Genomic DNA, 25,312 nt, shown 5'->3' on the forward strand with positions numbered 1-25,312 from the left:
CGATCTGGTGAAGCAGAGGAAGCGAGGTTACTTCGCGTCGGGCTTGCACGGACCGCGCTCGCCGGGCTCATCCGGCGGCTTGGGGCCGAAGTTCTTCAGATATTCCTTCGTCGCCTGATAGGCGATGTGCTGACCCTGGCAATCCGGCTTGGCAACGGAGCCCGTTTCGATCCGGCTGGTGTCCTCGTCGTCGTCGCGGTCGACGCGTGCGGACTTGGCCTCGCTCGCCGGCTGGGATGCCGCCTTTGCGCTCCGCTGGTGCTGCGGACGCAGCGGGGTGTCCTTCAGAGACGACATTTCACGGATCGTATCGCGGCAGCAGCCACCGAGGAACGTCAGGGCGAAAACAAGAGCTGCGGCTTGGAAGAGTCTCGGCATTGCGATCCTTGTGACGGGCTTAGAGCCGACGCAACACCAGAAACGCGACATGCGGCTTCACTACAAACTGACTAATTCCCTGAGTCGCCTGCCCAGCTCTATGGGCAAACCACGGAATCCACAGCGGTTAGCGTGACTTGCGACTGCAAGTGTCGCGTATTGGCACCACATGATGCACCTGCCGGGCGGACTCAGCCGACGCGCGTCGCGCGCACGTCGATGACGGGGCCGGTACCCGCCGCGTCGCGGCGGATGTGGCCGTGCTTTGCAAGGTGGCCTTTGAGGAGGGCCAGGTTCTTCATGTTGGCGCGGAAGGCCACGTCGAAGGCATCGCCCGCGAACGGAATGATGCCGATCACCGTATCCACGGCCGTGTTGGCGATCATGCGCCCGATGACGAGGCGCGAAACGCCGAGCTGGCGTGCCTCCCAGATGATGTAGCTCGAGATCGCCTGCGAGATGAGATCGCCCACGATCGGCACGAGTCCGATCACCGAGTCGAGGCCGACGCGCACTTTCGTTCCAGGAATCACGAAAAGGTCGTCCATTAGCCGCGAAACCGCCTCGATGCGGGCCACGGCGGCCTGGATGGCGGGGTCCGAGTAGCGTTCGACTGTGCTCTTCGTCATCTCTCTCTTTCGCAACGGCGCGACGCTAAAACCGCACGCGCGCCTCGGAAAAACGGAAGCTTGTGCGCTCTCCCCTCAGGATTTACCTTCCGGGGCTTCCGTCATGTTGTGACGGCAGGGGGTGGGGTCAAGACCGCGCGAAGCGCGGGAAGGGAAGAGCGACCATGTTGCTGCGTCTTCTGGTGGGCACCAGCACGATCTTTTTGTCTCTGATCCTGGGCGCCTTCGCGCTGGCGTTGGTCGGCTACAATTCGCCGGAGACGCTCTCGATGATGTTGGGATGGGCGCGCGATCTCAAGAGCCTCATCACCAGCACCGGCATCGATCCCAAGTACAATATCTGGGTGGAGCTTCTGCTCGAGGAGCGGCAGTTGCTCTTCATGTTCTTCACCATCGCGGCCCGCATTCTGCTCGCCATCATCGCCGCGCCCTTCACGAGCCGCTGAGCCGCGCGTGCCGGCGGGTTAACGCAGCGTTAGCCAAACCCTCCCCATAATCTTCCGAGGCCGCGCTTTCGCCGGGCCTTTGGGAGAGCCGGATATCGGCGGCGCGGTGGGGCTCGAGAGAGCATGGGGTACGACGGCCGAGATTACAGGGGGCCGCATCAGCCGGATCCGCCGCACCAGCACGACTGGCAATCCTATGCCACGCCGGATGACGGCGGCCGTGGCCGCTCCGAGCTTCCCTTCTTCATCCGCTTTCTGCTGCTCGCCCCTGTCGCGGCGCTCTCACTGATCGCGATCACGGTCGGCGCGCTCTTCATCTATTACACCGTCACCTTTCCCGATCCGCTCTCGATGCGGCCCAAGGCGACAGGTCCCGTCATCCGCATACTGGGACGCGACGGCAGCCTCGTCGCCGAGCGCGGCGTCTCACGCGCTTACATCCCGCTCGACATGCTGCCGCGCGAGGTGGCCGATGCGGTGGTTGCGACCGAGGATCGCCGCTTCTTCGAGCATCCCGGCCTCGATCCCTTGGGCATGCTGCGCGCGGCCATCGCCAATCTCCGCGCCGGGCGCCTGACGCAGGGCGGCTCGACGCTCACGCAGCAGCTCGCAAAGAACCTGTTCCTCTCCTCCGAGCGCACGTTTTCCCGCAAGGCTGAGGAGCTGGTGCTCGCGCTCTGGCTGGAGCTCAAGCTCTCCAAGCGCGATATCCTCGAGCTCTATCTCAATCGCGTCTACTTCGGCGGCGGCGCCCACGGCATCGAGGCGGCGTCCCAACGCTATTTCGCCAAGTCCGCGCGTGAGCTCACGCTCGCGGAAGCGGCCGTCATCGCCGGTCTCCTCAAGGCACCCTCGAAGTATGCACCGAGCGCAAGCCCCGTACAGGCCATCGCCCGCGGCCGGGTCGTCATCGGCAAGATGGTCGAGGCGGGATTGATCAGCGAGGAGGAGGCCAATCGGGCGCGCGCGTCCGAGATCCGCTTCTCCTCGATGATGCGCGTGCCTGAGCAGGCCGACATGGCCTATGCGGTCGACTATGTGCTGGATGTGGCCGCGCCCTTCGAGGATGCCGATCGCGACGAGATCGTCATCGAGACGACGCTGGACGCGAACCTGCAGCGCCGCGCGGGCGAGGTTGTGGAGAGCGCCTTGGCCGGCAAGGGCCGTCCGCTCGAGGCGAGCCAGGCCGCGGTCGTCGTGCTCGCGCCGGACGGCGGCATCCGCGCGCTGATCGGCGGACGCTCTTATGCCGACAGCCAGTTCAACCGCGCGGTGAAGGCCCATCGCCAGCCGGGGTCCGCCTTCAAGCCCGTGGTCTATCTCACGGCGCTGGAAAGCGGGCTGACACCCGACAGCATCGTCGAGGATGCGCCGGTCACCGCAGGCCGCTGGTCGCCCAAGAACGAGAACAACCGCTACGTCGGCGCCACCACGCTGCGCTATGCCTTGGCGAACTCCATCAATTCCGTTGCCGTGCGGCTTCTGCTCGATGCGGGCGTGAGCAAGGTCACGGCGACAGCACGCCGCCTCGGTATGAAGTCGCCGTTGCGCGCCGATGCCTCCCTCGCGCTCGGCACGTCCGAGGTGTCGCTCCTTGATCTCACGGGTGCTTACGCCGCGTTCGCCAACGGGGGCTACGTGAACGAGCCTTATGCCGTCCGCCGCATCCGGACGGGCGCGGGAAAAGTGCTGTTCAAGCGCATCGACGCCAAATCGGACCCCGCGATCCCGCTCCGCTCGGTTGCCGCCATGAACGACATGCTGCAGTCCGTTGTGGCGACCGGCACCGGACGCCGCGCCGCGATCCCCGGCCACACCGTGGCCGGCAAGACGGGAACATCGCAGGATTTCCGCGACGCCTGGTTCGTCGGCTATACGTCGTATCTCACGGCGGGCGTCTGGGTCGGCAACGACGACGGCCGCACCATGAACAGGGTAGCGGGCGGAACGCTGCCCGCCGAGATCTGGCACGATGTCATGCTGGCGGCCCATGACGGAAAGGCGCCGCTCTCACTGCCGGATGCTGTTACCCGGCGCGGCCCGCCTGTTGCGGACGCCTTGAGCCGCTCGCCGCAGAAGCAGCAACCCAGGGAAGATTCCATCGCCGGAATTCTCATGCGGGCCTCCGCCGAGGAGAGCGCGCCTGCGTCCGCCCGGGGCGAAACCACGGTTACGTCGGAAGGGCGCATCATCGTTCGCCCGCCCGTGCGGTGAACGCCCGGATGCCGGCCTGAACGTCTGAACGCCGGCGGCGTGCGCCGGAAGGCGCTCAGCCTGTCAGCGCCGCGTCGGCGACGGGCAGGCGCAAGACTTCCTTGTTGTCGTCGTTGACGACCGATACAGCCCAGCGGGCCCCCGGTTCGCTCGTCGCACGCTCGCGCGCGATGCGCGCCGCCTCCGCCTTGGCCTCGCGAAGGCTCTCGAGTTCTTGGCCGATGTGATCGATGCAGATGACGGTCTCGCAGACGAGGTGGAAGTAGTACCGCATGGCCTTTTCCGCTTGCCGGCCGAGCGGCGCCGCTGTTCGGGCGGCATCCCGGTCTCGACGTTGTTTCGGGGATGAACGCCGGCTATGGGGCTCGCCGGAGAAGATGGCTCGCGGGGACGCAGCAGGATCGAGCGGCGCTTGAAGCACGCTGAAATAAAGCAGCGGTTCGGGATATTGCGCGGGGGAGAAGCTCGATCGGGCTAACGCCCTCGTGATCGTGAGGCAGCAGCAAACGCTCGCCTCGCCCAAGCCAGTTACAAATCTGCGCAAATACTAGGCTGCGCTCCGCGAACCCGGTAGTATGTCACCGCAATTTACCGTTAAATCACGTCACAAGATCACGCCGCTCGCGCTGAATTCGCTCAGCTATTCCGCGCTGTGCGGCGAAATGAACATATCCTCCTCACGGACCTTCCAATTCTTCTTCGGGCCCGCAAGTGCCGACAGTGACGGGCGTTCAATTTTCTGCGTGGCGAACTCGGTCGGATGAAAAAAGGGGATGACTCGAGAGCGGGTCGACGTTGAAAAGCAGCTCGAAGCGATCTTGGCCTCGGAGGAGTTCGCCTCCGCGCCGAAGATGCGCGCGCTCTTGCGCTATCTGGTCGACGCCACGCTGGGGGGCGAGGTTGAGCGGCTGAAGGGCTATGCCATCGGCGTGGACGTCTTCGAGCGTGGCGCCGAGTTCGACCCCGGCACCGATCCCATCGTGCGCGTGCAGGCCGGCCGTCTGCGCAAGCTTCTCGACAACTACTATCTGACCTCCGGGCGGCACGATCCGATCCGCATCGACATCCCCAAGGGCGGCTACGCAGTCGAGTTCAACGCCGCCGATGAGGAGCAGCTGGCCTTGTCCGGCCCGGACGAGAGCCAGCCGGACACGCCGGAAGCCGCGCCACCCATATGGCGCTCCTGGGCGGCCAAGCCCGCGTTTCTTACCGTCGCATCTGCGCTCGTGCTGGTCGCGTTCTGGGCCGCGGCGCCGTCGACGCGAGATGTCGCCCCTGCTCCTGTGTTGAGAGGACCCGCCACGCCCCATAAGGCGGTGGATGCCATCACGCTGGCGGTGCTTCCCTTCACCGACATGTCGAAGGACGAGCCGAACACCCGCTGGGCCGACGGCCTCACCGACGCGCTCACGACCGCGCTCGTTCGCGTGAAATCCCTCGCGCTCTCTGCGCGCACCTCCGCGTTCCAGTTTCGCGAGGCCACAGATCTGCGCCGTGTCGGAAGCGAGTTGGGCGTGAGCTACATCCTCGAAGGCAGTCTCCAGCGCGACAAGACGCGGACGCTGATCAACATCCAGCTCGTCGACGCGGCCAAAGGCGCCCCCGTTTGGGCACAGAACTACGAGCGGCCCACCGCAACGGACGACCTTGCCGCCCAGAGCGAGCTGGTATCCACGCTTGTGTCCGAAATTCTTCCGCAGCTCTACACAGCCGCCAAGCGAGCCCTCAAAGGCAATATCGAGAACGCAACGGCCTGGCAGCTCTTTCTCCAGTCAACCTGGATGCCGGGAGAGGCGAGAGACAGTCTCGCCTGGGAGAAGGAGCGCATTGCGCTGGCGCGGCGCGCGCTCGCCCTCGACGCCGATATGGGCCAGGCGGACTCCGTCCTCGCCGACAAGCTCTCCTATCTCGCGAATGTCGACCCGTCATCGGATACGTCCGCAGCCCGGGCCGAAGCCGAGGCGCACGCGCGCCGCGCGCTTGAGCTCGCGCCCGACGACGCCGATGCCATATTCAACGTATCGATCCACCACTGGCATGCGGGCCGCATGGCCGAAGCGCTCGCGGCGACAAAACGGACGCTCGAGCTGGACCCCAACCACGGGCTCGCCCGCTTTCTGGTGAAGGCCATCCCGCTCACCTGCGCCAGCGCCTCACAATCCGCGATCGACGATCTCATCGCCTTCGATACGACCATGTCTCCCGACAACCCCGTGCGCTGGGTCACCCAGGCTTGGATCAGCCAAGTCTATATGAATAACGGCGATTATGAGCGGGCAGTCGTGGCCGCGCGGCACTCGGAGCAGGTCTTCCGCACACCCTACACGGCCTATCGGCTCGCCGCCTCGCTCGTGCAGCTCGGTGATGTGGAGACCGCAGTCGCCCACGTGAAGCAACAGCGCGTCAACTGGCCCACCCTTGATCCGCGCCACTATGCGGAGGTTACGATCCCGCGTCTGTGTGGAAATGCCGAGAAGGCAGAGGTCATCCAGCGCGTCTATCGCGATCTCGCCGCTGCTGTGGAAGCATCCGAGCGCCGGGGCTAATAAGCGGCGCGCAACTCTCAGGCCTCGTCCAGCGCACCGTAGCGATGCAGGTCCATGCCGTAGATCTGCAGCCAGCGCTTGGCCTCGTCGAGCCCAGGCATGGTCTGGCGCACCAGCGCCCAGAAACGCGGTCCGTGGTTCATCTCCTTGAGATGCGCCACCTCGTGGGCCGCCACATAGTCGAGAATATCCGCAGGCGCCATGATGAGCCGCCAGGAGAACGACAGCACGCCCGTCGTCGAGCAGGAGCCCCAGCGGCTGGCCTGGTCGCGAACGGCGATGCGCTTAGGCGAGACGCGCAGGCGCTTGGCGTGAAAGGCGACGCGCTCTTCGAGATCGCGATGCGCCTCCTTTGCGAGCCAGTCCTTGAGGCGCCGCGGCGCATGCTCGGCCTGGCCCGAAACGCACAGCTCGGGATAGGAGGAGGAAACCTTGCGCTCGACCGGTGCGCGGCGGGAAAGCCCGGAGAAAACGACGCGATGCGCTTCGCCGCGCAACGGAATGAACACGCCGTCACGGAACGGCACGGCGGTGGGAAGGCTGTCCAGACGCTCGCGCACCCAGTCGATGTTGCGCGTGATGAACGAGCCGGCTTCGTCGATGTCGCACTGAACAGGAAGGGTGACGATCACAGTGCGCCGCGTGCGGCTCACGCGCAGCGTGAGGCGGCGTGCGCCGGGATGACGGCGAACCTCGACAGGCGCTCCGAGCTTGTCGATGTTCTCGTTCTTGAGCGTCGGAGACGCGAAGCTTCTTGTCTTCCGCATGAATGACTTTCGGAACGCGCTGATTTTGGAGACGCACTACGTTGTGATGGATGCAATGGATCGAATGCCCCGCTTGCGTTCATCCGACTGGCGCGCCTCGCGCCGAGCTCGATCCTGCCTCCCACTTAGCAAGAGAGTGAATAGCATCTCCAGTGTGAAATTGTGACGTTGCGCAACGGATCATCACACTGTTGCGCAATCGCCCCATGATATTTTCGCGTATCGCCCGCGGCTCGAAGCGAGCTTCTTGCGAGCAGGCCCACGCGTCTCACTGGGAGCGGCGGATGCGCGCGCGAGAAGCAATCCGACTCCTCCGAAATGCTTATTCGCACGCGCGGGCGACAATCGCACGCACGCGCGGTCTCGTGAATAGGGGATCGACGGTGCAGCGCAAAGAAACCCTTCATCGGGATTCATGCGGAGGCAATTTATCCGCTTGATCTGCTCAAGGCGCGGGGGCAGTCCGCGGCAGCGTGCGCTCGGGTGCCGTGAAGCTCGGAAGCTCCCGCATGTCGAGGCTTGGCGCGCCTGGGCCGCTCCAGGGAACGTCGGGTGCGCCCTCGATCGCGGGCGGCGCGCCGGGCAGCGCAAATCCACGATCGCCCACAGGCGCTGTGGAAAGCGGGCGTGAAATGGACGTTGGCGGCGGAGCCTTGTGAGCCCCCGGCTTTGGCATCACGAGCGAGGGCATCGCCATGATCAGCCCGACCATGACGAGCTGAATGCACACGAAGGGAACGGCGCCCCAATAGATATCGCTCGTGGTGACCGGCGGCATCAGGCGCCCCGTCACCTTGTCCTGATAGGTTTCCCGGGGCGCGACGCTGCGAAGATAGAACAGCGCGAAGCCGAAAGGCGGATGCATGAAGCTCGTCTGCATGTTGACGGCCAGAAGCACACCGAACCAGACCACGAAAGGTGTCACGTCCGCAACCATCTCCGTCACGACCCCCGCACTATCGGTCCGGGTGAGCACGGCGAAGCCGAAGCTCTTGGCGATGGCGATGGCCTCTGGAGATGTACGGAAGATCGCTTCGGCCGCTGGTTTCAGCAGCGGCACCAGGATGAAGCACAGCTCGAAGAAGTCGAGGAAGAACGCCAGCAGAAAGATGAGGATCATCACGGCGATCAGGAAGCCGTACATGCCGCCCGGCAGCGAGGTGAGCAGATGCTCCACCCAGATGTGGCCGTTCACACCGTAGAAGGTGAGCGAGAAGATGCGTGCCCCGATCAGGATGAACATCACGAACGCGGCGAGCTTCGCGGTGGCTTCCGCGGCCTGCCGCACGATCTGGAAATTGAAGCGGCGGGCGTCGGAATCGCTGTAGCGCTTGGCAGCCGCGAGGATGAGAGCGCCGACCGCGCCCATGGCGCCGCCCTCCGTCGGCGTTGCAATACCGACGAGAATGGTGCCAAGCACGAGGAAGATCAGGAGCAGCGGTGGCACCATCACGAATGTCACGCGCTCGGCGATGGCCGAAAGCAGCCCGCGCCCGGTGACGATCATGAGACCGCGGTTGAGCAAGGCGGCGCCGAGCGCGAACATGATGCCCCAGGCCATGGCGAGAATGCCGCGATCGATCCCCGAATAGGACGAGCCGTGCATCATCCAGGCTGCGAACAATCCCGAGAGAATGGTCAAGATGCTGAGTGAGGTGAGACCGCGCGACCCATCCGCCTCGCGATGCCCGACCTCCTCCGCGGGAAGGCCCGGCGCGGCGTCCGGACGGATGATCGAGACGATGAACACGTAGGCCGCATAGAGACCGGCGAGCGTCAGCCCCGGCAGGATGGCCGCTTTGTACATATCGTCGACCGAACGGCCGAGTTGGTCGGCGAGAACGATCAGCACCAGCGACGGCGGAATGATCTGCGCTAGCGTGCCGGACGCCGCGATCACGCCCGAGGCGAGCCGCCGGTCGTAGCCGTAGCGCAGCATGATCGGCAGCGAGATCAGGCCCATGGAGATGACGCTGGCCGCGACTACGCCGGTGGTGGCGGCGAGCAGCGCGCCGACGAAGATCACAGCGTAGGCGAGGCCGCCGCGCAGCGTGCCGAAAAGTTGCCCCACCGTCTCGAGCAGATCCTCCGCCATGCCCGATCGTTCGAGGATCAGCCCCATGAACGTGAAGAAGGGGATCGCCAGCAGCGTGTCGTTGCGCATCACGTCGAAGATGCGCCCGGGCATCGATTGCAGGAGATGCCAGGAGAGTGTGATGACCCCGTCCGAGTGCGGCGCGAGTTCCACGCCAACGACGAAGAACACCAGCCCCACCGCTCCGAGCGAGAACGCGACCGGATAGCCGAGCAGCAGGAAGATCACCAGCGACGCGAACATGATCGGCGCGAGGTTCTGGGCCAGAAAGGCGGTCATGCGTCGTCGTTCCCCCGTTGTCGTCTGGCGCTGAGGCTCAGGCTCAGCCTGTTGCCGCCCGTCTCAGTGGTCGTGGCGTCTCGTGTCGTGCGACCCGTGCGGGGCCTCCGTGCCCGCGGCTACCGCGTCGTCGTGATAGCCCTGGTGTTCCCCTTTTTCCGTCAGGTCTCCGCGCATGATGGCGATGCGCTTGATCAGCTCCGAAAGCCCCTGGACGAAAAGCAGCGCGAACGCGACCGGGATCAGCGCCTTGATCGGCCACAGCGCAAGTCCTCCCGCGTTGGGCGATTGCTCGTTCTGGGCGAAGGAGGTCGCGAAGAAGATCCAGGATGTGTAGACGACCAGCGCCGCAGTCGGCAGCAGGAAGAAAATGTGCCCCACGAGCTCGATGATGTTGCGCGTCCGGGCGGAAAGCCGGCTGTTCACCACGTCGATGCGGATGTGCTCGTTGATCGCGAGCGTCCAGGGCGCCGCGAGCAGGAACACGGCCGCGAACAGCCACCATTGGATTTCGAGCAGCGAGTTCGCGCTCCAATCGAAGAGTCTGCGCACCACGGCGTTGACGGCGCTGATCAGGGCGGCGGCCACGATCAGCCACGCGACCGAGCGTCCAATCGACGCGGAGACGCGGTCGATCGCGCGGCTCAGCGCCAGCAGTCCGTCCATTGATATCTCTCCCATGTTGGCCGGTCTCCGCTGGCGGAGCATAGGCTGGTTTCCTATATCCGAAAGGGGCCTGCGCGAGAACTCCGCCATTGCGAGTTTCTCCCGCATGACTTAGAGCCAGAGCGTTTGAGTCCCGGCAGCCACAGACGCCCGCGAGGCCGCCTGCGGCCGCCCACGAAGGAAAAACCAGGAGCACCGCATGTCCGATTTGAAGTCCCAGGTCATGGAGCGGTTGCGCCGCGTCAAAGGCCCCGATCTGGACGGCAACATCGTCGATCTCGGCCTGGTTTCCGATATCCTGATCAAGGACGGCCGCGTTTACTTTTCCATCACCGTGCCCGCCTCGCGCGCCGAGGAGCTGGAGCCATTGCGCGGTGCAGCAGAGAAGGTCGTGAAGGAGATCGAGGGCGTTGCGGGCGTGGTCGCGGTGCTCACCGCGGAGGCCGCTCCTGGCCGCGAGCCGCCTCAGCCCAAGCCCTCTTCTGGCAATGGCCGTGAGCATCCGCGCGTCACCGAGGCACGCGCCCGTGGCACCGCAGGCGATGCCGGCCACCGCCCCTCGCAGCAGCAGGCCGCAGCGCCCGTCCGCCAGACGCAGGGTGTGCCCAGCGTCAAGCACATCGTCGCCGTCGCCTCGGGCAAGGGCGGCGTCGGCAAATCTACGGTCGCTGCCAACTTGGCGCTCGGCTTCCAGGCCATCGGCCTCAAGGCCGGCATCATGGACGCGGACATCTATGGTCCCTCCCAGCCGCGCCTGCTCGGCATCACCGGAAAGCCGGAGGCGAGCGCCGACAAGAAGCTCTTGCCGATGGAAGGTTACGGCATCAAGGCCATGTCCATGGGCTTCATGGTCGAGGAAGGCACGCCCATCGTCTGGCGCGGCCCCATGGTGGTCGGCGCGCTCAATCAGATGCTGCGCGAGGTGCTCTGGGGCGATCTCGACGTGCTGGTGATCGATATGCCGCCCGGCACCGGCGACGTGCAGCTCACCATCGCCCAGCAGGTGCCGCTCTCCGGCGCCGTGATCGTCTCGACGCCGCAGGATCTGGCGCTGATCGACGCCCGCAAGGGTCTCGCCATGTTCCGCAAGGTCAACGTGCCGCTGCTCGGCATCGTCGAGAACATGAGCTACTTCATCGCGCCCGATACGGGAGCGCGCTACGACATCTTCGGCCACGGCGGCGCCAAGGCCGAGGCGGAGAAGCTGGAGGTGCCGTTCCTCGGCGAGGTGCCGCTTACCATCGAGGTGCGCGAGACGTCGGATTCCGGCCGGCCCGTCACAGCGACAGCGCCCGACAGCCCGAGCGCGCAGATCTTCCGCGAGATCGCCGCAAAGGCGTGGTCCGAGCTCGAGCGCGCCGCAGGCCGTGGCATGAAGCCGCCGAAGCTCGAGATCGTGCACGGCGGCGAAGCCCTGCACGTGACCTTCGCCACGCGCGACGATCACGAGCTGTCCGCCGAGTTCCTGCGCGTGCTGAGCCCCTCCGCTGAGGTGCAAGGCCACTCGAAGGATCAGCGCGTCACCGTCGGGGGCAAGAAGAACGTTAAGATCCGCGAGCTGCGCGGCGTGGGTAACTACGCCGTCCGCATCGTCTTCGATGACGGACACGACACCGGCCTCTACACGTGGTCCTATCTGCACATGCTCTCGCTGCAGAAGGACAAGCGCTGGGGCGACTATCTCGCCGAGCTCAAGGCGAAGAAGCTCTCGCGCTGAGAGTGCGGCAGCCACGCAACGCCAATGGGCCGGGCTGGAGATAACTTCGGCACGGCCACATTCTTGCTAAGAATCGAAGACTTTCTGCGTCCTGTCACTGGGAACGTCGGGGGACGCTACGTGAAATCTGCTTCGGTCCGCATTGTCTGCGGCGCGGCCATCGCGCTCGCCGCCGGAACACTCGGTCTCGCCTCGCTCGCTGAGACCGCCCACGCGAAGAAGCCCGGCAAGACCTACTGCTACAACAGCGTCTGCCATCGCGTGAAAACCAGCTCCGAGATGGAAAAGCTCGTCGGCTTCGAGGAGGTGGTGACGGCCTCTTTCTACGACGACTGCAAGGTCGATCCCGGCAATCCCTGCACGATCCTCTCGTCCGGCGAGGAGATGCGCGCCGACCTTCCCGACAACGCCGCGAGCCCGGTCTATCCCAACGGCACGATCCTGGTGCTCGTGAACCCCAAGACGGAAGCGATGGCGCTCGTGCGCATCAACAACTCGGGGCCGTACGTCAAAGGCCGCATGCTGGACGTCTCACGCGCCACGGCCGAAAAGCTCGGCTTCGCCAAGATGGGCATCGCACGCCTGAAGGTGACCGTGATCAGCGGCCCGCTGAGCTAGGCTCCAAGAGAGCCCGCTCGTCTTCCTCGCTCAGTAGAAGAGGCTCGAGACGCTTTCCTCGCGCGAGGTGCGCTGGATGGCTTCGCCGAGCAGGGGAGCGATCGAGAGCACTCGGATGTTGCGCGCAGCCTGCACCGCCGCCGTCGGCAGGATCGAATCCGTGATGACGAGCGATTTCAGCCGCGAATTCTGAATACGCGAGACGGCGCCACCTGAAAGCACGCCGTGCGTAATGTAGGCGCTGACCTCGGTCGCGCCTTTGGCCAGCAGCGCTTCCGCAGCGTTCACGAGCGTGCCGCCGCTATCGACGATGTCGTCGATGAGGATGCACAGCTTGCCCTGCACGTCGCCGATGACGTTCATGACCTCGGACTCGCCCGGCCGCTCGCGCCGCTTGTCGCAGATCGCGATCGGCACGTCGATGCGCTTGGCAAGCGCACGCGCGCGCACCACGCCGCCGACGTCGGGTGAGACGACGACGACGTTCTTGCTGCCGTAGCGGTCCTCGATGTCGCGCACCATCACCGGTGCCGCGAACAGGTTGTCGGTCGGGATGTCGAAGAAGCCCTGGATCTGCCCGGCGTGCAGGTCGAGCGTCAGCACGCGATCTGCGCCGGCGCGCTCGATCAGGTTGGCGACGAGCTTCGCCGAGATTGGCGTGCGCGGGCCGGGCTTCCGGTCCTGCCGCGCATAGCCGTAATAGGGAATGACCGCCGTGATGCGCCGGGCTGATGAGCGCTTCAGCGCGTCGATCAGGATCAGCAGCTCCATCAGGTTGTCGTTGGCGGGGAACGACGTCGACTGGATGACGAACGCATCCTGGCCGCGCACGTTCTCCTGGATCTCCACGAACACTTCCATGTCCGCGAAGCGCTTCACCTGAGACTTCGCAGGCGAGATCTTGAGATACTGTGCAATAGCCTCAGCCAGCGGCCGGTTGCTGTTTCCGGCAACGATCTTCATGGTCTGGCCGCCCCTGCCATTATCTCCACGCGCATCGAATGGCATGGACGCTCCTCATGCGACACTTCGATGACGCGCCTTCTAACGCGCGGGCCCGGGTGTGTAAACCACCCGGGCCCGGCATGTTTAGCAGACTCTGTTGAAGTGTGGCCAGCGCCCCTCACGCCGCGCCACCTTACGAACGATCAGTTCACTTTGCTCTGCGGCGGCAGCAGTTTCAGGATGCCCTGGGCGGCGGCAGCGGCCGCCGCATCGGCGGTCTTGCCCCAGGCGCCATCCAGAGACCCTTGAGGAATCTCGTTCTTCTGCGACACCGTGCCGAGCTTCTTGCCCTGAGGATCCTTAACGTTCCAGTCGATCTGAATCGGCTGCTTGCCGTTCTGGCCCTCGCCCACCACGACCTTGCCCTCGACCCTGTAGGTCTGAGCCGAAGCCGTCTCGGTGAGAGCCAGGCCGTTGCGGGTCAGCTCGCGCTGGATCGCGCTGGTAAGCGCGACGCCGCCGTCGCCGGGCGCGCCGGTCACGCTCGGCACCATGGCCGTCACCGCGCCTTCACGCGCGATGCTGCCGGTGGTGGGACCGCCTGCCGCGGACGGCGGAATGGGGTTGGCCGTCGCCTGCGGCTGAGCGTAAGCCGTCGGCGTCGCAGCCGTCTGCACGGAGCCAGCGACCGCCGGAGCCGTCTGCGGGGAAACCGCAGCACCCGTAGTCGAGCCGCCCATGGCAACGGGAGCGGATGCACCCTGCGTCGGCAGCCAGGTGGCGAGCGAGCCCGCCGTCTTGCTCGAGATCGTATCAACAACCTGCGGGGTCACTGCGGCCCACGGGTCCTTGGACTGAGCGCCCGCGAGCACTTCCTCGCCGGTGATCCGGTTCACGCGCTTGCCCGAGGGATCGGTGACGTCCCAGATGTAGGAAACCTTCGTGCGTCCCTTCTCGCGTGCCGACACCACGTAGCCGCGCAGAGTGAACTCAGCCTTGTCGTTCGCGCCCTTGGCAACGGTGATCCGCTGCGATTCGATGGCGCTCGTGAGCTGCGTCTGAAGCTGCTTTGCGACCGCATCGGGCGCGCCGATCACCGGAGCGATGGCGATTTTCGGAGTCTGCGAGATGGAAGCCGCCGGCGGCTGTCCAGTGGACAGTGACGCGTTCGGGTCGGCGGCGTTGTTCGCAAACAGGTTGGCACCCGTCTCGCACCCACCCAGGCCGAAAGCCACGAAAGTTGCGAAGACTGCGAACACGACTGATCTGTTACCACGCCATGCCGCAGCAGCATCAATGGTCGTCACGATGACGTCCCCCTGTGAATGATCCGCTGTTCTCCGGCGGCCGGCGTACAGACTTTGCGGCCATTTCTCCTAAAACGCTGCCGGTACCCTCTACCGAGTCCTGTATCTACCCGCCCGCCGTGCGTCCAGACGGAATCGAGGTGAAAACGGTGTCGTGGCTAATTCTGTCCGCAACATCCACAACGCGATTGTGGATTTTGCAGTTAGGCCACAACAATGGCGGAGATTTGGCGCCCGTAATCGGGCTCATTTCGATGTGTTGCTCGCCGAAAGCTGTAGAACATCGATTCGTTCTCGTAGGTGCACGGAGACTGTTGCTCGCTGCGGCGCAGGCCGAGCCGGCCGAGCCGATGCATCACATAGCCGGGCAGGTCGAAGTGGGGCGTCTTGCGCCCCTTGGGAATGGTAAAGAACCGGGCGTTGCCTGCGTCCGCGGCTTCGAACGCGGCCACGAACTCGGGGCCCACCTCGTAGGACTTGGGCCCGATCGAGGGACCGAGCGCGGCAAAAATGCGTGAGCGATCAGCGCCAATGCCCTCCATGGCGGCCACAGTGGCTTCCAGAATGCCGCCGAGGGCGCCTCGCCATCCGGCGTGAGCCGCCCCCACGACCCCCGCGTCAGCGTCGGCGAACAGCACTGGCGCGCAGTCGGCCGTCAGGATGCCGATCACGAGGCCGCGCGTCTTGGTGACGAGCGCGTCGCCCTTGGGCAGCTCGTCGCGCGGGACGAGCCGGTCCACGACATGCGCCTCCGCACTGTGGGTTTGGTAAATGGTCTGAACATCGTCTCCAAAGCTGCCGAGATGCTGGGCCACGCGGGAGCGGTTCTCGATCACCGACACGGCGTTGTCCTTGGAGCCCGCTCCGCAGTTGAGGCTGGCGTAGATCCCGCGGGAGGTGCCGCCCTGCCGGGTGAAGAAGCCGTGACGGATGCCGGGGAGGATGGAGAGGCTATCGGCCTCGAGGGGGCTCAGCATGGGCTCACTGTTCTTGATTGGGATCAGATGAAACGGCTTATACCTTATGCGTCGGCCTGCTCGAAAGCGGGCAACGGAGGAAGCGCGGGCGAGCGCACGCCGAGCACCAGGAAACGGGAGCCCATGCCCGTGGGCGCGATCAGGCGCGCCACGCCGGCTTCGATCTCGGACGCCATCGCCGGATTGGCCGACATCAGCCGCGAAGCGCGTTCGATGATGCCGAGGCGCCCCAGGAACTCCGCTTGCGGCATGGGGCCATCGACCGCGAGACCGGCCGCGGCGCAGCTCTTGGTGAAGCTCTGGAAGTCGACCTGCGCCGAGAGGTCCGTCTCCCCCGGCCGGTGGAACGGCGAAACGTGCTTCTGCCCCGCCACGCCCTGCAGCGTGTCGCCGAAGCCGGTTGCGGTGTGGCCGTAGTCGATGAACAGCGCCGCGAGCGGCGCGAGGCTCGCGCGGCTGCGAAGACCGGCGGCGACCACGGCCTCATGGTCTGCGCAGACTTCGAGAATATCCCCGTCCCGGGGAGCTGTCGGCGTCTCGTGGAGCAAGGCGGGGTCCAGCCGGGCACCGCGATCGAGCGTGAACTGCAACGCGCCCCCGGCGTCGACGGTTACCTTGCGGGCCCGCCAGTCCCCCTCTGCATAGACGAGCTGCGCGACCGGAAGCGCGTCGAGAAACTCGTTGGCGAGCACGATGGTCGGATGATCCGGGATATGCGACTCACTCGTGAGCGCTGAGACGGCGTCGCCATGAAAATGAACGGGCACGCCGCATTCGGCCAGCGTCACGCGCTGAAGATCGCGCAGCGTCTCGTTGCTGTCGACAAGGTGAACCGACAGCGCGCTCCGGAAAGCCGGCACGAGGCGCGCGGCACGCAGTGCGTCCCGCATCATCGTTCCCCGCCCCGCGCCGAGCTCGACCAGATTGACCCGGCCCGGCGAGCCCATCTGCTGCCACACGACGGCGCACCACAGCCCGATCAGCTCGCCGAACACCTGGCTGATCTCGGGCGCCGTGACGAAATCGCCCGCCGCGCCGATCGCGGACCGGCGCTTGTAGTAGCCGTGCTCCGGATCGGCGAGACAGGCGAGCATGTACGCCGAAACGTCGATCGGGCCATCGCGGCGGATGCGGGCCTTGAGCTTCGCGCCGAGCGGCGTCTCCGCGTTGGTGGTCTCGGCTGTCATGTCCGCGCGGCGCTGGTCTGCTGGCGGGCGCGCCAGATGAGGTAGAGCCCGCCGAGCAGCATCGGCAGGGAGTACACCTGCCCCGCCGTGAAGGGGCCGATGTTGAAGAGGTGCTCCGCGTGCGGCTCGCGGAAGATTTCCGAGAACGAGCGCGCGAGCGCGTAGCCCGAGAGAAACACGCCCGTCACCAGCCCCGGAGACTTGAGCGCGCCGAACGTGTGCGTGAGGAGCCTCAGCACGAGGAAAAGAGCGAGACCCTCCAGCGCCGCCTCGTAGAGCTGGCTCGGATGGCGGGTTGCGGGCTCGATCGCGGGGTGGAGCCATTTGGCATGCGGAAACACCATTGCCCACGGCACATCCGAGACGCGGCCGAACAACTCGCCATTGATGAAGTTTGCGAGGCGCCCGAAGAAGAGCCCGATCGGCACCGCTGCGGTGCCGAGATCCATGGCGCTGAGCGCGCTGATCTTGTTGCGCACGGCGAACAGCCAAACCGCGAGCCCGCACCCCGCGAGCGCGCCATGGAAGCTCATGCCGCCCTTCCACACCGCGAAGATGTCGAGCGGGGCGGCGAGATAGGTGCCGGGTTCGTAAAGGAAGACATAGCCGAGCCGCCCGCCCGCGATGACGCCGATCGTGATGTAGAGCAGGAGGTCGTCCACCTTCTCGAGGCTGAAGGGCGGCGTGTTGTTGCGCCAGAGCTGCGGCTGCTGCAGCAGCCGCCTGACGTAGATCCAGCCGAGGATCAGCCCCACGAGGTAGGCGAGGCCGTACCATTTGATGGCGAACGGCCCGATGGAGATGGCAACCGGATCGAAATCTGGAAAGGGAATGGCGAGAAGGTTCATGGCGCTTGCGGATTTCCCTTTCGCGTTCAATGGCTCATAGTGCCAGCCGGAGCGGCGGGCGGACGCTGCCGGGTCTCGGCAAGCGAGTCAAGCGATCCTCGCCCGGGCGCTTGAACCGTGCCCTGCGAACCACCATAGTCCGGACAGATGACAGCAGACCCCAGGCCGCACGCGCCCCGAGCGGACTGCGGCTCTTGCGACGCTCCCCATGCCAGCGGCGGCGGAGTATCAGACGAAAAAGCGCGTCGCCCGGCGCGCCAGCGGAAGGAACCCCGATGACCCAGACCTCAAATCGTCTGCTCGATGAAGTCGCCAAGCTGATGACGGACGCTGCCGGTGCCGCTCAAGGTGTCCGCCGCGAGGTGGAGGGCGTCATGCGCGCGCAGGCCGAACGGCTGCTGGAGAGCATGGACCTCGTGAAGCGCGAGGAGTTCGAGGCTGCGAAGGCCATGGCCGAGAAGGCTCGCGCCGAGAACGAGCGGCTGGCCGGTCTCATCACCGCTCTCGAAGCCCGCGTGGCCGCGCTCGAAGGCAGCACGCCGCGCTCGGGTGTCTAGACCATGATCGCTTCGGACCCTATCAGTCCGAAGCGTGAATCATTGGTCTCATTGAAGTCCCATGGTCGCTTCGGACCCTATCAGTCCGAAGCGTGAATCATCGGTCTCACTGAAGTCCCATGATCGCTTCGGACCCTATCAGTCCGAAGCGTGAATCATTGGTCTCATTGAAGTCCCATGGTCGCTTCGGACCCTATCAGTCCGAAGCGTGAATCATCGGTCTCACTGAAGTCCCATGATCGCTTCGGACCCTATCAGTCCGAAGCGTGAATTTTCGATCTTACTGATGGCCTTGAGCGGCGATCGGGAGTGATCGGGCTCTAGCCCTTCGCGCGTCTCGGCACGAGATGCCTCGGTGCTTCGTTCCGCTTGTCGAGTGCGCGGCCGCCGTTTCCACATCGCAAAATCGACTTTTCAACATTTGGCGTCAGCGAGTTGCGCAAACGCTGCGCCTTAAGCGTCGCGACACCATTTTGCCCACTTTGCTCGTGGACAAAACCGCCATCGGCTTGCGACTCGTGCGCCCCTCTGTTTTCGTCTGCGGCGTTCAGAGTGCTTCGAAACGCGGGTCAATTTTCCCCGTTGCGAGGCTGGCTCGACAGGGGAGCTGCGGTGCCTTTGCTCAGCCGTTGAGAACGCGAAGCACCCGGGGACAAGTCGAGTTTCGCCCCAATCAGGTCATCGGCAGAGCGTGCAGTGCGGCGATCAGGAATGCCGGCAGCCGAACGAGGTCGCCGAGCAGGTTGAAGGAGCCAGAATGGCATCGTCCGAAAAGGGCAATCAGCGCATCACTCACCCGATCGATCTGGTGGAGCAGCTTGCTGCGAACTATGACTGGCAGACGGATCGCACGGGCGACGACGAGCTGACGCTGGTCGTGGGCGGCAATTGGACCGACTATCACGTCTCGCTCAACTGGCGCGATGACCTCGAGGCCTTGCATCTGGCCTGCGCGTTCGATTTCCGGGTGCCCGAGACGCGCCTCAACGAGATGTACCGCTTGATTGCCCAGATCAACGAGCAGCTCTGGCTCGGCCATTTCGATCTGTGGACCCAGGAAGGCCTGGTGATGTTCCGCCACGCCCTGCTGCTCAATGGCGCCGTGATCACGCCGGGCCAGTGCGAAGCCATCCTCAAGGCCGCTCTCGAAGCCTGCGAGCGCTACTATCAGGCCTTCCAGTTCGTCGTTTGGGCGGGTAAGGAGAGCCGGGAAGCGCTCGTCTCGACCATGTTCCAGACCGAGGGCCAAGCCTAAGCCGCCTCTGGACAAAGCTGAGCTGCGTCTGCGGCGGTCCCCGCAGAGAAGCAGAACGGCACGGCACAATGGCATTCACATTCAACGGTCCCCTCCTTCTCGTCGGAGCGGGCAAGATGGGCGGCGCCCTGATCGAGGGTTTGATCGCGCGCGGCCTCGATCCCAAGCGCGTCCGCGTCCAGGACCCGTCTCCGCCGTCCGAGGTTGCAGCGCTTCTCGCCAAGTACGGCATTGCAGCCGAGCCGCGCATTGAAAGCCTCTCCGAGGCGCCGGGGGTGATCCTCGTCGCGGTCAAGCCTCAGGTGATGGACGCCGTCTTTCCGCCGGTTGCCCGCCTCGCCAGACCTCAGACGTTGACGATCTCCATCGCGGCCGGGCGCACGCTGCAGAGTTTCGAAAAGCATCTGGCGCAAGGCGCCGCCGTCGTGCGCGCCATGCCCAACACGCCTGCCGCTATCGGCCGTGGCATCACGGTTTGCGCTGCGAACGCCCACGTGACACCTGCCGCACAGGGCTTGTGCGAAGCGCTCTTGTCGGCCGTGGGAGAGGTCGCGTGGGTCGAGAAGGAGGAGCTGATGGATGCGGTGACGGCCGTCTCCGGCTCGGGACCCGCCTATGTGTTTCTGCTCGCCGAATGTCTGGAGAAGGCCGGGATCGCCGCAGGGCTGGAGGCCGGTTTGGCGAAGCGCCTCGCCAGGGCTACCGTCTCGGGAGCGGGCGAGCTCTTGCACCGCTCGGATCTCGACGCGAGCGTCCTGCGCCAGAACGTGACGTCGCCCGGCGGCACCACGGCAGCGGCGCTCGGCGTGCTGATGGCCGAAGGTGGTCTCGGAGAGCTGATGACGAAAGCTGTGCTTGCGGGAGAGGGGCGCAGCCGCGAGCTGGCGAAATGATCATGGCGTGTCAGATCGCGCACGCCCGCGGCTACGTGTCCTCGTTTGAACCCGGATGAGCCCGAAAGCTCCGGCGACCGGGTTCTTTTGACATCGATGCGGCGGGGACCTAACGCAGCAAGGAGGATAGCCTGTCGGGTCCGCGGCCGCCGCATTGAGTGCCATGCCATCGGCGGGTGGCGGTCCCGCTTTCTGGCCGTTTGGGTATCGACGCCGCTGCAAGTGCAGCATCACCCTCACCCCTAGGGTTATGCTATACTGTAACAGTTCGCGCAACGCGGCATTTTTCCCAATCACGGACTTGTGTAGCACGGGATCGCCGGGAAAATATCGGCACGAAAAAGCAGGCCACCCGAGGGTAGCCTGCTGATTTGAAAGCAAAATCAGGATCAGTGTGTGGCGCGGGGCGAGACGTCGCCGACGACGCCGGTTGCGGCATCGCACACCACCTCGTAGTCGAGCCCGTTGGTGCGAAGCACGAAGCGATAGATCGGCCGGCCGTCCGGTGCTGTTTCGCTGGTGTGCCCCATGCTGGCGCCCATGGCGTTGACGGTTTTGGTGCAGGCGGTGGCATCCGGAAGCTTCTGCGAGACGGCGTCGGCCGCAGTGGCTGGCAGGCTGAACACGGACGCGACCGCAAGTGCGGTGATCCTCGTAACGGTTGGTGAGGTCATGAAACCTCTCCTCTCAATGAAGGAACGGAACAAGTCCCGTCTGATCGGGACATTCATGAAATAACGTTACGTCTAGACGGGATGTAACGTAACTCAACATCCCGTGAGGCGGCGAGAGCGGAAAAACCCCGAGGCAGACCAGCGGATTACGGGGAGAGAGCGGCCTCTAGAGCGGCACGGAGATGATGGCGCGAAGCCCGCCCATGGAGCTCTCGCCGAGCGTGATGTCCCCGCCGTGGCTTTTCGCGATGTCGCGGGCAATGGCGAGCCCGAGGCCGCTGTTGCCGTCGTCCTGGTTGCGCGACCTGTCGATCCGGTAGAACGGCTTGAACACATTCGCCCGCTCAGATGCCGGGATGCCCGGTCCGTTGTCGTCGACCTCGATACGCAGCCATCGCCCTTCGGTGGCGGCGCGGATCACGATCTGATCGCCGTAGCGCACCGCGTTCGAGACAAGGTTGGTGATGGCGCGTTTGAAGGCCTGCCGCTTGAGCGGAAGGATCACGTCGCCGCGCCGCTTGCGGAGCTTGAGTTCGATTGCCGTGCCGTAGACTTGCGACTCCTCCAGGATTTCCTCGAGCAGCTCGGTGAGGTTCGTGGGCTTCGCCTCTTCGCCGCCGTCGCCGCGCGCAAACGCGAGGTAGTCCTCCAGCATGTGCTGCATCTCGTCCACGTCCGCCTTGAGCGACTGGACGTCCGGCCCTTCGCCCATGAACGCGAGCTCGAGCTTGAAGCGGGTCAGCACCGTTCGCAGGTCGTGACTCACGCCCGCCAGCATCGTCGTGCGCTGCTCCACGTGCTGGCGGATGCGGTTGCGCATTTCGAGGAAGGCTGCCGCCGCCTGGCGCACCTCGCGCGCGCCCCGGACCTGGAAATCGTCCGGCACGGGGCGGCCCTTTCCGAAAGCGTCCACCGCTTCGGCAAGACGCAGGATCGGGCGGATCTGGTTGCGAAGGAACAGGATGGCGACGGTCAAGAGGATCACCGACGAGCCGACCATCCAGAGAAGGAAGATGTGCGAGTTGGACGCATAGGTCTGCGTGCGCACGGCGAGGAAACGCAGGATGGAGTCGGCATGCTGCACGCGGATCTCCACGTGCCGCGATTGTCCCACCGTATCGATCCAGAACGGCCGCTGAACCTGCCGCGAGATCTCGCGCGAGAGTGCGCGGTCGAGCAGATCGAAGAACGGCTTCTGCCGCGATTCCGGCAGGTCGCCGGGCGGCAGGATCTGCATGGACAGATTGAGCCGGTCGCGCGCGATGCGGATGATCTCGTCGTATTTGCCCGGCGGCGAGCCTTCGTAGATGTCGATCAGCGCCGCGATGTCCCGCGCCGTCGTCTCGGAGAGGCGGCGCGTGACGTTCTGCCAGTGCCGCTCCATGAACACGAACGCGATCACGCCTTCGAGCACGACGATCGGTGCGATGATGATGATGAGCGCGCGGGCATAGAGGCCCTTCGGCATCAGCTCGGCAAACAGGCCCACGAAGCTCTGGTGCAGCCCCTTGAGCCGGCTGAGAGCCGGAGCGGATTTTTCCGAAAAGAAGCGGAATGCCTTCCCGGCTCGTTCGGACGCGCTGGTGAAGGGGCCGAGAAGGTCCACGTTCTAATCCACGTACAGGATGTATCCCTTGCCGCGCACGGTCTGAAGGTAGACCGGGTTCGAGGGGTCGGTTTCGATTTTGCGGCGGAGGCGATTGATCTGCACGTCGATCGCCCGGTCGTTTCCGGTCGTCTCGTCGGTCGCCAGTTCATGCCTCTGTATGGGAGTGCCCTGCTTCTGCGCGAACTGGCGCAAGAGATCCCGTTCACGTTCGGTGAGCTTGATCGTCTCGTTGTTGCGCTTGAGCTCTCCGCGCGCGATGTGGAACACGAGGGTTCCCATCCTTACCTCGTCGGAAACCGGGGGCGCCTGAACGGCCTGCGCACTCTGGCCGCGCTTCAGGATGTTGCGAATGCGCAGCAGAAGCTCGCGCGGCTCGAACGGCTTCGGCACGTAGTCGTCGACGCCGATCTCGAGCCCCTCGATGCGCTGCTCGGGCTCCGCGCGGGCTGTCAGCATGCAGATCGGAATGTCGCGCACCGCCTTGATCTGGCGTGCGAGCTCGAGTCCGCTGATGCCGGGCATCATCACGTCCAGCAGCACGATGTCGAAATCGAGTCCCCGGAGCGAGGCCTGGGCCATCTCGGCGTCGGCTGCCGTCGTCACGCGAAAGCCCTGTGAGTAGAGATAGCGCGCGAGCAGATCGCGGATCTTGTGGTCGTCGTCGACGATCAGCACATGCGGAGCATCGTCCGGCAGCGGCTCGGAGCGTCGGTCTGATAACGAGGTCATCAACGGTTCTCCCCGCTGGCCTTGTCGCCTGCCGGTGAGACGCGGACAAGAGCTTCCACTTGCGCCCGGTCTTCCTCGGAGATCATGGCGAGCAAAAAGCGTTTGGTTGCGGCCTCCGCCTCGGGTCCCGCGGCCGCAAGGGCCGCCTCCACGCGCTTCACCTGCAAGGCGGTGAGCTTTTCAGCGAGCCGCGTGCCTTTGACGGTCGCATAGAGCAGCCGTTCGCGGCGATCCTCCGCTCCGGCCCTCTGCGTGATGAAGCCCTCGCCGATGAGCTGCTTCAGCACGCGCGCAAGCGACTGCTTGGTAATCTTCAAAATCTCGAGAAGGTTGGCAACTCTGAGGCCGGGATTGCGATGGACGAAATGCAGCACCCTGTGATGGGCCCGCCCGAAGCCGTATTGCGCCAGCACCGCGTCCGGATCGCCCGTGAAATCACGATAGGCGAAAAAAAACAGCTCCACGTGCGTGATGAGGTCGGCTCGTCCGTTGGCTGAAGAGGGCGCGTCCTGGGCGCTGTCACGCGTCAGGTTCTGGCGTCGGGCACCGGAGGGGTCACGAGTTATGTCAGCCATGTTGACATATTTGAATGCCATTGGTACTTCTGGCAAGTCATTTTCAAGCGGCCGTCACATGCCGAAACGGGGCGCATTGCTCCGTTTTCTGCCGCCCCGCAACCTCGATTGCGGGGAGCGACCTGGCCGGACCCGTCCGGAAGACCCGTCTCGGCGGTCGAGCAGGACGACGAGCCCAATGCCGAGTGCGAACTGCGGAACCCAATAGGACGTCATCATGGCTGAGATCGTTCCCTACCACGATCGTGACGGTTTCATCTGGATGGATGGCAAGCTCGTGCCCTGGCGCGAGGCCAATGTTCACATTCTGACGCATGCGCTGCATTACGGCAGCGCGGTGTTCGAGGGCCTGCGCGCATACGGCGGCGAGATCTTCAAGCTGACAGAGCATTCCGAGCGCCTCGTCGAGAGCGCCCGCATCCTCGAATTCGAGATCACGCAGAGCGTGGCCGAGATCGATCAGGCGTGCCGCGATACGATGGCTGCCAACAACCTCGTCGATTGCTATGTCCGCCCCATCGCCTGGCGCGGCAGCGAGCAGATGGGCGTGGCCGCCCAGCAGACCAAGATTCACCTCGCAGTGGCCACCTGGACTTGGGGCTCCTACTTCCCGATGGAGCAGCGGCTGAAGGGCATCCGCATCGGCTTCGCCAAGTATCGCCGTCCCGATCCGGCCACCGCGCCCACCAAGGCCAAGGCCGCCGGTCTCTACATGATCTGCACCATCGAGAAGCACCGCGCCGAGCGGGCCGGCTATGCCGATGCCCTCATGCTCGACTATCGCGGCCGCATCGCCGAGTGCACCGGCGCCAACATCTTCTTCGTGAAGGATGGTGTGATCCACACGCCCGAGGCCGACTGCTTCCTGGACGGCATCACGCGCCGCACGGTGATCGCGCTTGCGAAGAAGCGCGGTTATGAGGTGCGGGAGCGTGCAATCCTCCCCGACGAGCTGGCAACCTTCTCGGAGTGTTTCATCACCGGCACCGCCGCCGAGGTGACGCCCGTCTCCGAGATCGGCGACTTCAAGTTCAAGCCTGCCCAGATCTCCGAGACGCTGCTCAACGACTACATGACGCTCGTTCAGCCCAACAAAAAGGTCGCCGCAGAGTAGGCGAAGCACGGCCTGCGCCTCGCTTCCGTCTTGCCGCGCCGCAGGTTACGGCACGCGGTTTCTCCACGCAGGCGTGGCCAGCTTCCGCGTGGCCCATTGCCCGTTGGCGGGTCGCAACTCACTCTCGGTCAGCGCACCGCGCCGGCGTGTCTGGATCCCGGCCTGCGCCGGGATGACGTTGAATTGAGGCAGCCGGATCGACAAAAAAGAGCGTCATCGCGGCCGTCCATGCGAAGCCACGGCATGGCTGCGCCATGCAGCCGGCGGACGTTGAATTGGGGCAACCT

24 protein-coding genes are annotated in these 25,312 nt (G+C 65.0%); 9 read left to right on the plus strand and 15 right to left on the minus strand.

The window, feature by feature from the left end; all coding sequences use genetic code 11:
• Positions 1–27: 27 nt before the first annotated feature.
• Positions 28–378, minus strand: a complete 351-nt coding sequence (locus tag F812_RS0104225) for a hypothetical protein (protein ID WP_020084712.1) — start codon at positions 376–378, stop codon at positions 28–30.
• A 191-nt stretch (positions 379–569) separates the two neighbouring features.
• Positions 570–1,007, minus strand: coding sequence for a DUF4112 domain-containing protein (locus F812_RS0104230; RefSeq protein ID WP_020084713.1), 438 nt, complete (start codon positions 1,005–1,007; stop codon positions 570–572).
• Positions 1,008–1,171: 164 nt separating this feature from the next.
• Between F812_RS0104230 and F812_RS0104235 the strand changes: the two genes are divergently transcribed.
• Together F812_RS0104235 and F812_RS22525 are read left to right on the plus strand one after the other, a co-directional pair.
• Positions 1,172–1,453 carry a hypothetical protein gene (locus F812_RS0104235; protein ID WP_020084714.1) on the plus strand — a complete coding sequence of 94 codons (282 nt, stop codon included), beginning with the start codon at positions 1,172–1,174 and terminating at the stop codon, positions 1,451–1,453.
• A 123-nt stretch (positions 1,454–1,576) separates the two neighbouring features.
• The gene (locus F812_RS22525) at positions 1,577–3,667 is read left to right on the plus strand and encodes a transglycosylase domain-containing protein (protein ID WP_020084715.1); all 2,091 of its coding nucleotides are present in this window, start codon (positions 1,577–1,579) and stop codon (positions 3,665–3,667) included.
• A gap of 55 nt (positions 3,668–3,722) precedes the next feature.
• On the opposite strand, the gene F812_RS0104245 is transcribed toward F812_RS22525, so the two are convergent.
• On the minus strand, positions 3,723–3,941 hold the full coding sequence (locus F812_RS0104245; protein ID WP_020084716.1) for a DUF6894 family protein: 219 nt from the start codon (positions 3,939–3,941) through the stop codon (positions 3,723–3,725).
• Between the two features lie 499 nt (positions 3,942–4,440).
• Between F812_RS0104245 and F812_RS0104250 the strand changes: the two genes are divergently transcribed.
• Entirely contained in the window at positions 4,441–6,213 is a 1,773-nt protein-coding gene (locus F812_RS0104250; protein WP_020084717.1) for a hypothetical protein, read from the plus strand.
• 17 nt (positions 6,214–6,230) lie between these two features.
• On the opposite strand, the gene F812_RS0104255 is transcribed toward F812_RS0104250, so the two are convergent.
• The 3 genes from F812_RS0104255 to F812_RS0104265 form a co-directional block, all read right to left on the minus strand.
• Positions 6,231–6,980: a M48 family metallopeptidase gene (locus tag F812_RS0104255; RefSeq protein WP_020084718.1), complete on the minus strand. Its 750-nt coding sequence runs from the start codon at positions 6,978–6,980 to the stop codon at positions 6,231–6,233.
• Positions 6,981–7,425: 445 nt separating this feature from the next.
• Positions 7,426–9,354 carry a TRAP transporter large permease gene (locus F812_RS0104260; protein ID WP_020084719.1) on the minus strand — a complete coding sequence of 643 codons (1,929 nt, stop codon included), beginning with the start codon at positions 9,352–9,354 and terminating at the stop codon, positions 7,426–7,428.
• A 63-nt stretch (positions 9,355–9,417) separates the two neighbouring features.
• A complete protein-coding gene (locus F812_RS0104265) occupies positions 9,418–10,035 on the minus strand; it encodes a TRAP transporter small permease subunit (RefSeq protein WP_245257630.1) in 618 nt (205 codons plus the stop codon).
• A 184-nt stretch (positions 10,036–10,219) separates the two neighbouring features.
• On the opposite strand from F812_RS0104265, the gene F812_RS0104270 reads away from it, so the two are divergent.
• Both F812_RS0104270 and F812_RS25245 read left to right on the plus strand, forming a co-directional pair.
• A complete protein-coding gene (locus F812_RS0104270) occupies positions 10,220–11,737 on the plus strand; it encodes a P-loop NTPase (protein ID WP_020084721.1) in 1,518 nt (505 codons plus the stop codon).
• Between the two features lie 120 nt (positions 11,738–11,857).
• Complete coding sequence (locus tag F812_RS25245; RefSeq protein ID WP_198011135.1) at positions 11,858–12,355, plus strand: septal ring lytic transglycosylase RlpA family protein; 498 nt, start codon at positions 11,858–11,860, stop codon at positions 12,353–12,355.
• Between the two features lie 30 nt (positions 12,356–12,385).
• Here the strand turns inward: F812_RS25245 and F812_RS0104280 are convergent, their stop codons facing one another.
• The 5 genes from F812_RS0104280 to lgt form a co-directional block, all read right to left on the minus strand.
• Positions 12,386–13,318: a ribose-phosphate pyrophosphokinase gene (locus F812_RS0104280; RefSeq protein ID WP_020084723.1), complete on the minus strand. Its 933-nt coding sequence runs from the start codon at positions 13,316–13,318 to the stop codon at positions 12,386–12,388.
• Positions 13,319–13,503: 185 nt separating this feature from the next.
• Positions 13,504–14,607: a YML083C domain-containing protein gene (locus F812_RS0104285; protein ID WP_020084724.1), complete on the minus strand. Its 1,104-nt coding sequence runs from the start codon at positions 14,605–14,607 to the stop codon at positions 13,504–13,506.
• Between the two features lie 203 nt (positions 14,608–14,810).
• Positions 14,811–15,584, minus strand: a complete 774-nt coding sequence (gene pgeF / locus F812_RS0104290) for a peptidoglycan editing factor PgeF (RefSeq protein WP_020084725.1) — start codon at positions 15,582–15,584, stop codon at positions 14,811–14,813.
• Between the two features lie 44 nt (positions 15,585–15,628).
• Entirely contained in the window at positions 15,629–16,771 is a 1,143-nt protein-coding gene (locus F812_RS0104295; protein ID WP_020084726.1) for a class I SAM-dependent methyltransferase, read from the minus strand.
• Positions 16,768–17,619: a prolipoprotein diacylglyceryl transferase gene (gene lgt / locus F812_RS0104300; protein ID WP_020084727.1), complete on the minus strand. Its 852-nt coding sequence runs from the start codon at positions 17,617–17,619 to the stop codon at positions 16,768–16,770. The genes F812_RS0104295 and lgt overlap by 4 nt, the downstream gene beginning before the upstream one ends.
• A 275-nt stretch (positions 17,620–17,894) precedes the next feature.
• On the opposite strand from lgt, the gene F812_RS0104305 reads away from it, so the two are divergent.
• From F812_RS0104305 to proC, 3 genes are all read left to right on the plus strand, one after another.
• Positions 17,895–18,176, plus strand: coding sequence for an accessory factor UbiK family protein (locus F812_RS0104305; protein WP_020084728.1), 282 nt, complete (start codon positions 17,895–17,897; stop codon positions 18,174–18,176).
• A 757-nt stretch (positions 18,177–18,933) separates the two neighbouring features.
• Positions 18,934–19,431: a type III secretion system chaperone family protein gene (locus F812_RS0104310; protein ID WP_020084729.1), complete on the plus strand. Its 498-nt coding sequence runs from the start codon at positions 18,934–18,936 to the stop codon at positions 19,429–19,431.
• A gap of 68 nt (positions 19,432–19,499) precedes the next feature.
• Complete coding sequence (gene proC, locus F812_RS0104315) at positions 19,500–20,324, plus strand: pyrroline-5-carboxylate reductase (protein ID WP_020084730.1); 825 nt, start codon at positions 19,500–19,502, stop codon at positions 20,322–20,324.
• Between the two features lie 389 nt (positions 20,325–20,713).
• On the opposite strand, the gene F812_RS0104320 is transcribed toward proC, so the two are convergent.
• The 4 genes from F812_RS0104320 to F812_RS0104335 form a co-directional block, all read right to left on the minus strand.
• Entirely contained in the window at positions 20,714–20,998 is a 285-nt protein-coding gene (locus tag F812_RS0104320) for a hypothetical protein (RefSeq protein ID WP_020084731.1), read from the minus strand.
• A gap of 166 nt (positions 20,999–21,164) precedes the next feature.
• Positions 21,165–22,604, minus strand: a complete 1,440-nt coding sequence (locus tag F812_RS0104325) for an ATP-binding protein (RefSeq protein WP_020084732.1) — start codon at positions 22,602–22,604, stop codon at positions 21,165–21,167.
• A gap of 3 nt (positions 22,605–22,607) precedes the next feature.
• Complete coding sequence (locus F812_RS0104330; RefSeq protein WP_020084733.1) at positions 22,608–23,336, minus strand: response regulator; 729 nt, start codon at positions 23,334–23,336, stop codon at positions 22,608–22,610.
• On the minus strand, positions 23,336–23,932 hold the full coding sequence (locus tag F812_RS0104335) for a MarR family winged helix-turn-helix transcriptional regulator (RefSeq protein ID WP_020084734.1): 597 nt from the start codon (positions 23,930–23,932) through the stop codon (positions 23,336–23,338). Before F812_RS0104335 ends, F812_RS0104330 begins: the two co-directional genes overlap by 1 nt.
• A gap of 196 nt (positions 23,933–24,128) precedes the next feature.
• Between F812_RS0104335 and F812_RS0104340 the strand changes: the two genes are divergently transcribed.
• Positions 24,129–25,025, plus strand: coding sequence for a branched-chain amino acid aminotransferase (locus F812_RS0104340; protein WP_020084735.1), 897 nt, complete (start codon positions 24,129–24,131; stop codon positions 25,023–25,025).
• Positions 25,026–25,312 lie beyond the last annotated feature (287 nt).

This window comes from Hyphomicrobium zavarzinii ATCC 27496 (assembly GCF_000383415.1).
GTDB classification, from domain to species: domain Bacteria; phylum Pseudomonadota; class Alphaproteobacteria; order Rhizobiales; family Hyphomicrobiaceae; genus Hyphomicrobium_C; species Hyphomicrobium_C zavarzinii.

Excerpts from the sequence above, each read along its gene's own strand:
- lgt (WP_020084727.1), bottom strand. The coding sequence starts at position 17,619 with ATGAACCTTCTCGCCATTCCCTTTCCAGATTTCGATCCGGTTGCCATC.
- F812_RS0104305 (WP_020084728.1), top strand. The coding sequence starts at position 17,895 with ATGACCCAGACCTCAAATCGTCTGCTCGATGAAGTCGCCAAGCTGATG.
- F812_RS0104295 (WP_020084726.1), bottom strand. The coding sequence starts at position 16,771 with ATGACAGCCGAGACCACCAACGCGGAGACGCCGCTCGGCGCGAAGCTC.
- F812_RS0104245 (WP_020084716.1), bottom strand. The coding sequence starts at position 3,941 with ATGCGGTACTACTTCCACCTCGTCTGCGAGACCGTCATCTGCATCGAT.
- F812_RS0104330 (WP_020084733.1), bottom strand. The coding sequence starts at position 23,336 with ATGACCTCGTTATCAGACCGACGCTCCGAGCCGCTGCCGGACGATGCT.
- F812_RS0104260 (WP_020084719.1), bottom strand. The coding sequence starts at position 9,354 with ATGACCGCCTTTCTGGCCCAGAACCTCGCGCCGATCATGTTCGCGTCG.
- F812_RS0104225 (WP_020084712.1), bottom strand. The coding sequence starts at position 378 with ATGCCGAGACTCTTCCAAGCCGCAGCTCTTGTTTTCGCCCTGACGTTC.
- F812_RS0104230 (WP_020084713.1), bottom strand. The coding sequence starts at position 1,007 with ATGACGAAGAGCACAGTCGAACGCTACTCGGACCCCGCCATCCAGGCC.
- F812_RS0104340 (WP_020084735.1), top strand. The coding sequence starts at position 24,129 with ATGGCTGAGATCGTTCCCTACCACGATCGTGACGGTTTCATCTGGATG.
- F812_RS0104255 (WP_020084718.1), bottom strand. The coding sequence starts at position 6,980 with ATGCGGAAGACAAGAAGCTTCGCGTCTCCGACGCTCAAGAACGAGAAC.
- proC (WP_020084730.1), top strand. The coding sequence starts at position 19,500 with ATGGCATTCACATTCAACGGTCCCCTCCTTCTCGTCGGAGCGGGCAAG.
- F812_RS0104335 (WP_020084734.1), bottom strand. The coding sequence starts at position 23,932 with ATGGCATTCAAATATGTCAACATGGCTGACATAACTCGTGACCCCTCC.
- F812_RS0104265 (WP_245257630.1), bottom strand. The coding sequence starts at position 10,035 with ATGGGAGAGATATCAATGGACGGACTGCTGGCGCTGAGCCGCGCGATC.
- F812_RS0104270 (WP_020084721.1), top strand. The coding sequence starts at position 10,220 with ATGTCCGATTTGAAGTCCCAGGTCATGGAGCGGTTGCGCCGCGTCAAA.
- F812_RS0104320 (WP_020084731.1), bottom strand. The coding sequence starts at position 20,998 with ATGACCTCACCAACCGTTACGAGGATCACCGCACTTGCGGTCGCGTCC.
- F812_RS0104250 (WP_020084717.1), top strand. The coding sequence starts at position 4,441 with ATGACTCGAGAGCGGGTCGACGTTGAAAAGCAGCTCGAAGCGATCTTG.
- F812_RS22525 (WP_020084715.1), top strand. The coding sequence starts at position 1,577 with ATGGGGTACGACGGCCGAGATTACAGGGGGCCGCATCAGCCGGATCCG.
- F812_RS0104280 (WP_020084723.1), bottom strand. The coding sequence starts at position 13,318 with ATGAAGATCGTTGCCGGAAACAGCAACCGGCCGCTGGCTGAGGCTATT.
- F812_RS0104235 (WP_020084714.1), top strand. The coding sequence starts at position 1,172 with ATGTTGCTGCGTCTTCTGGTGGGCACCAGCACGATCTTTTTGTCTCTG.
- F812_RS0104310 (WP_020084729.1), top strand. The coding sequence starts at position 18,934 with ATGGCATCGTCCGAAAAGGGCAATCAGCGCATCACTCACCCGATCGAT.
- pgeF (WP_020084725.1), bottom strand. The coding sequence starts at position 15,584 with ATGCTGAGCCCCCTCGAGGCCGATAGCCTCTCCATCCTCCCCGGCATC.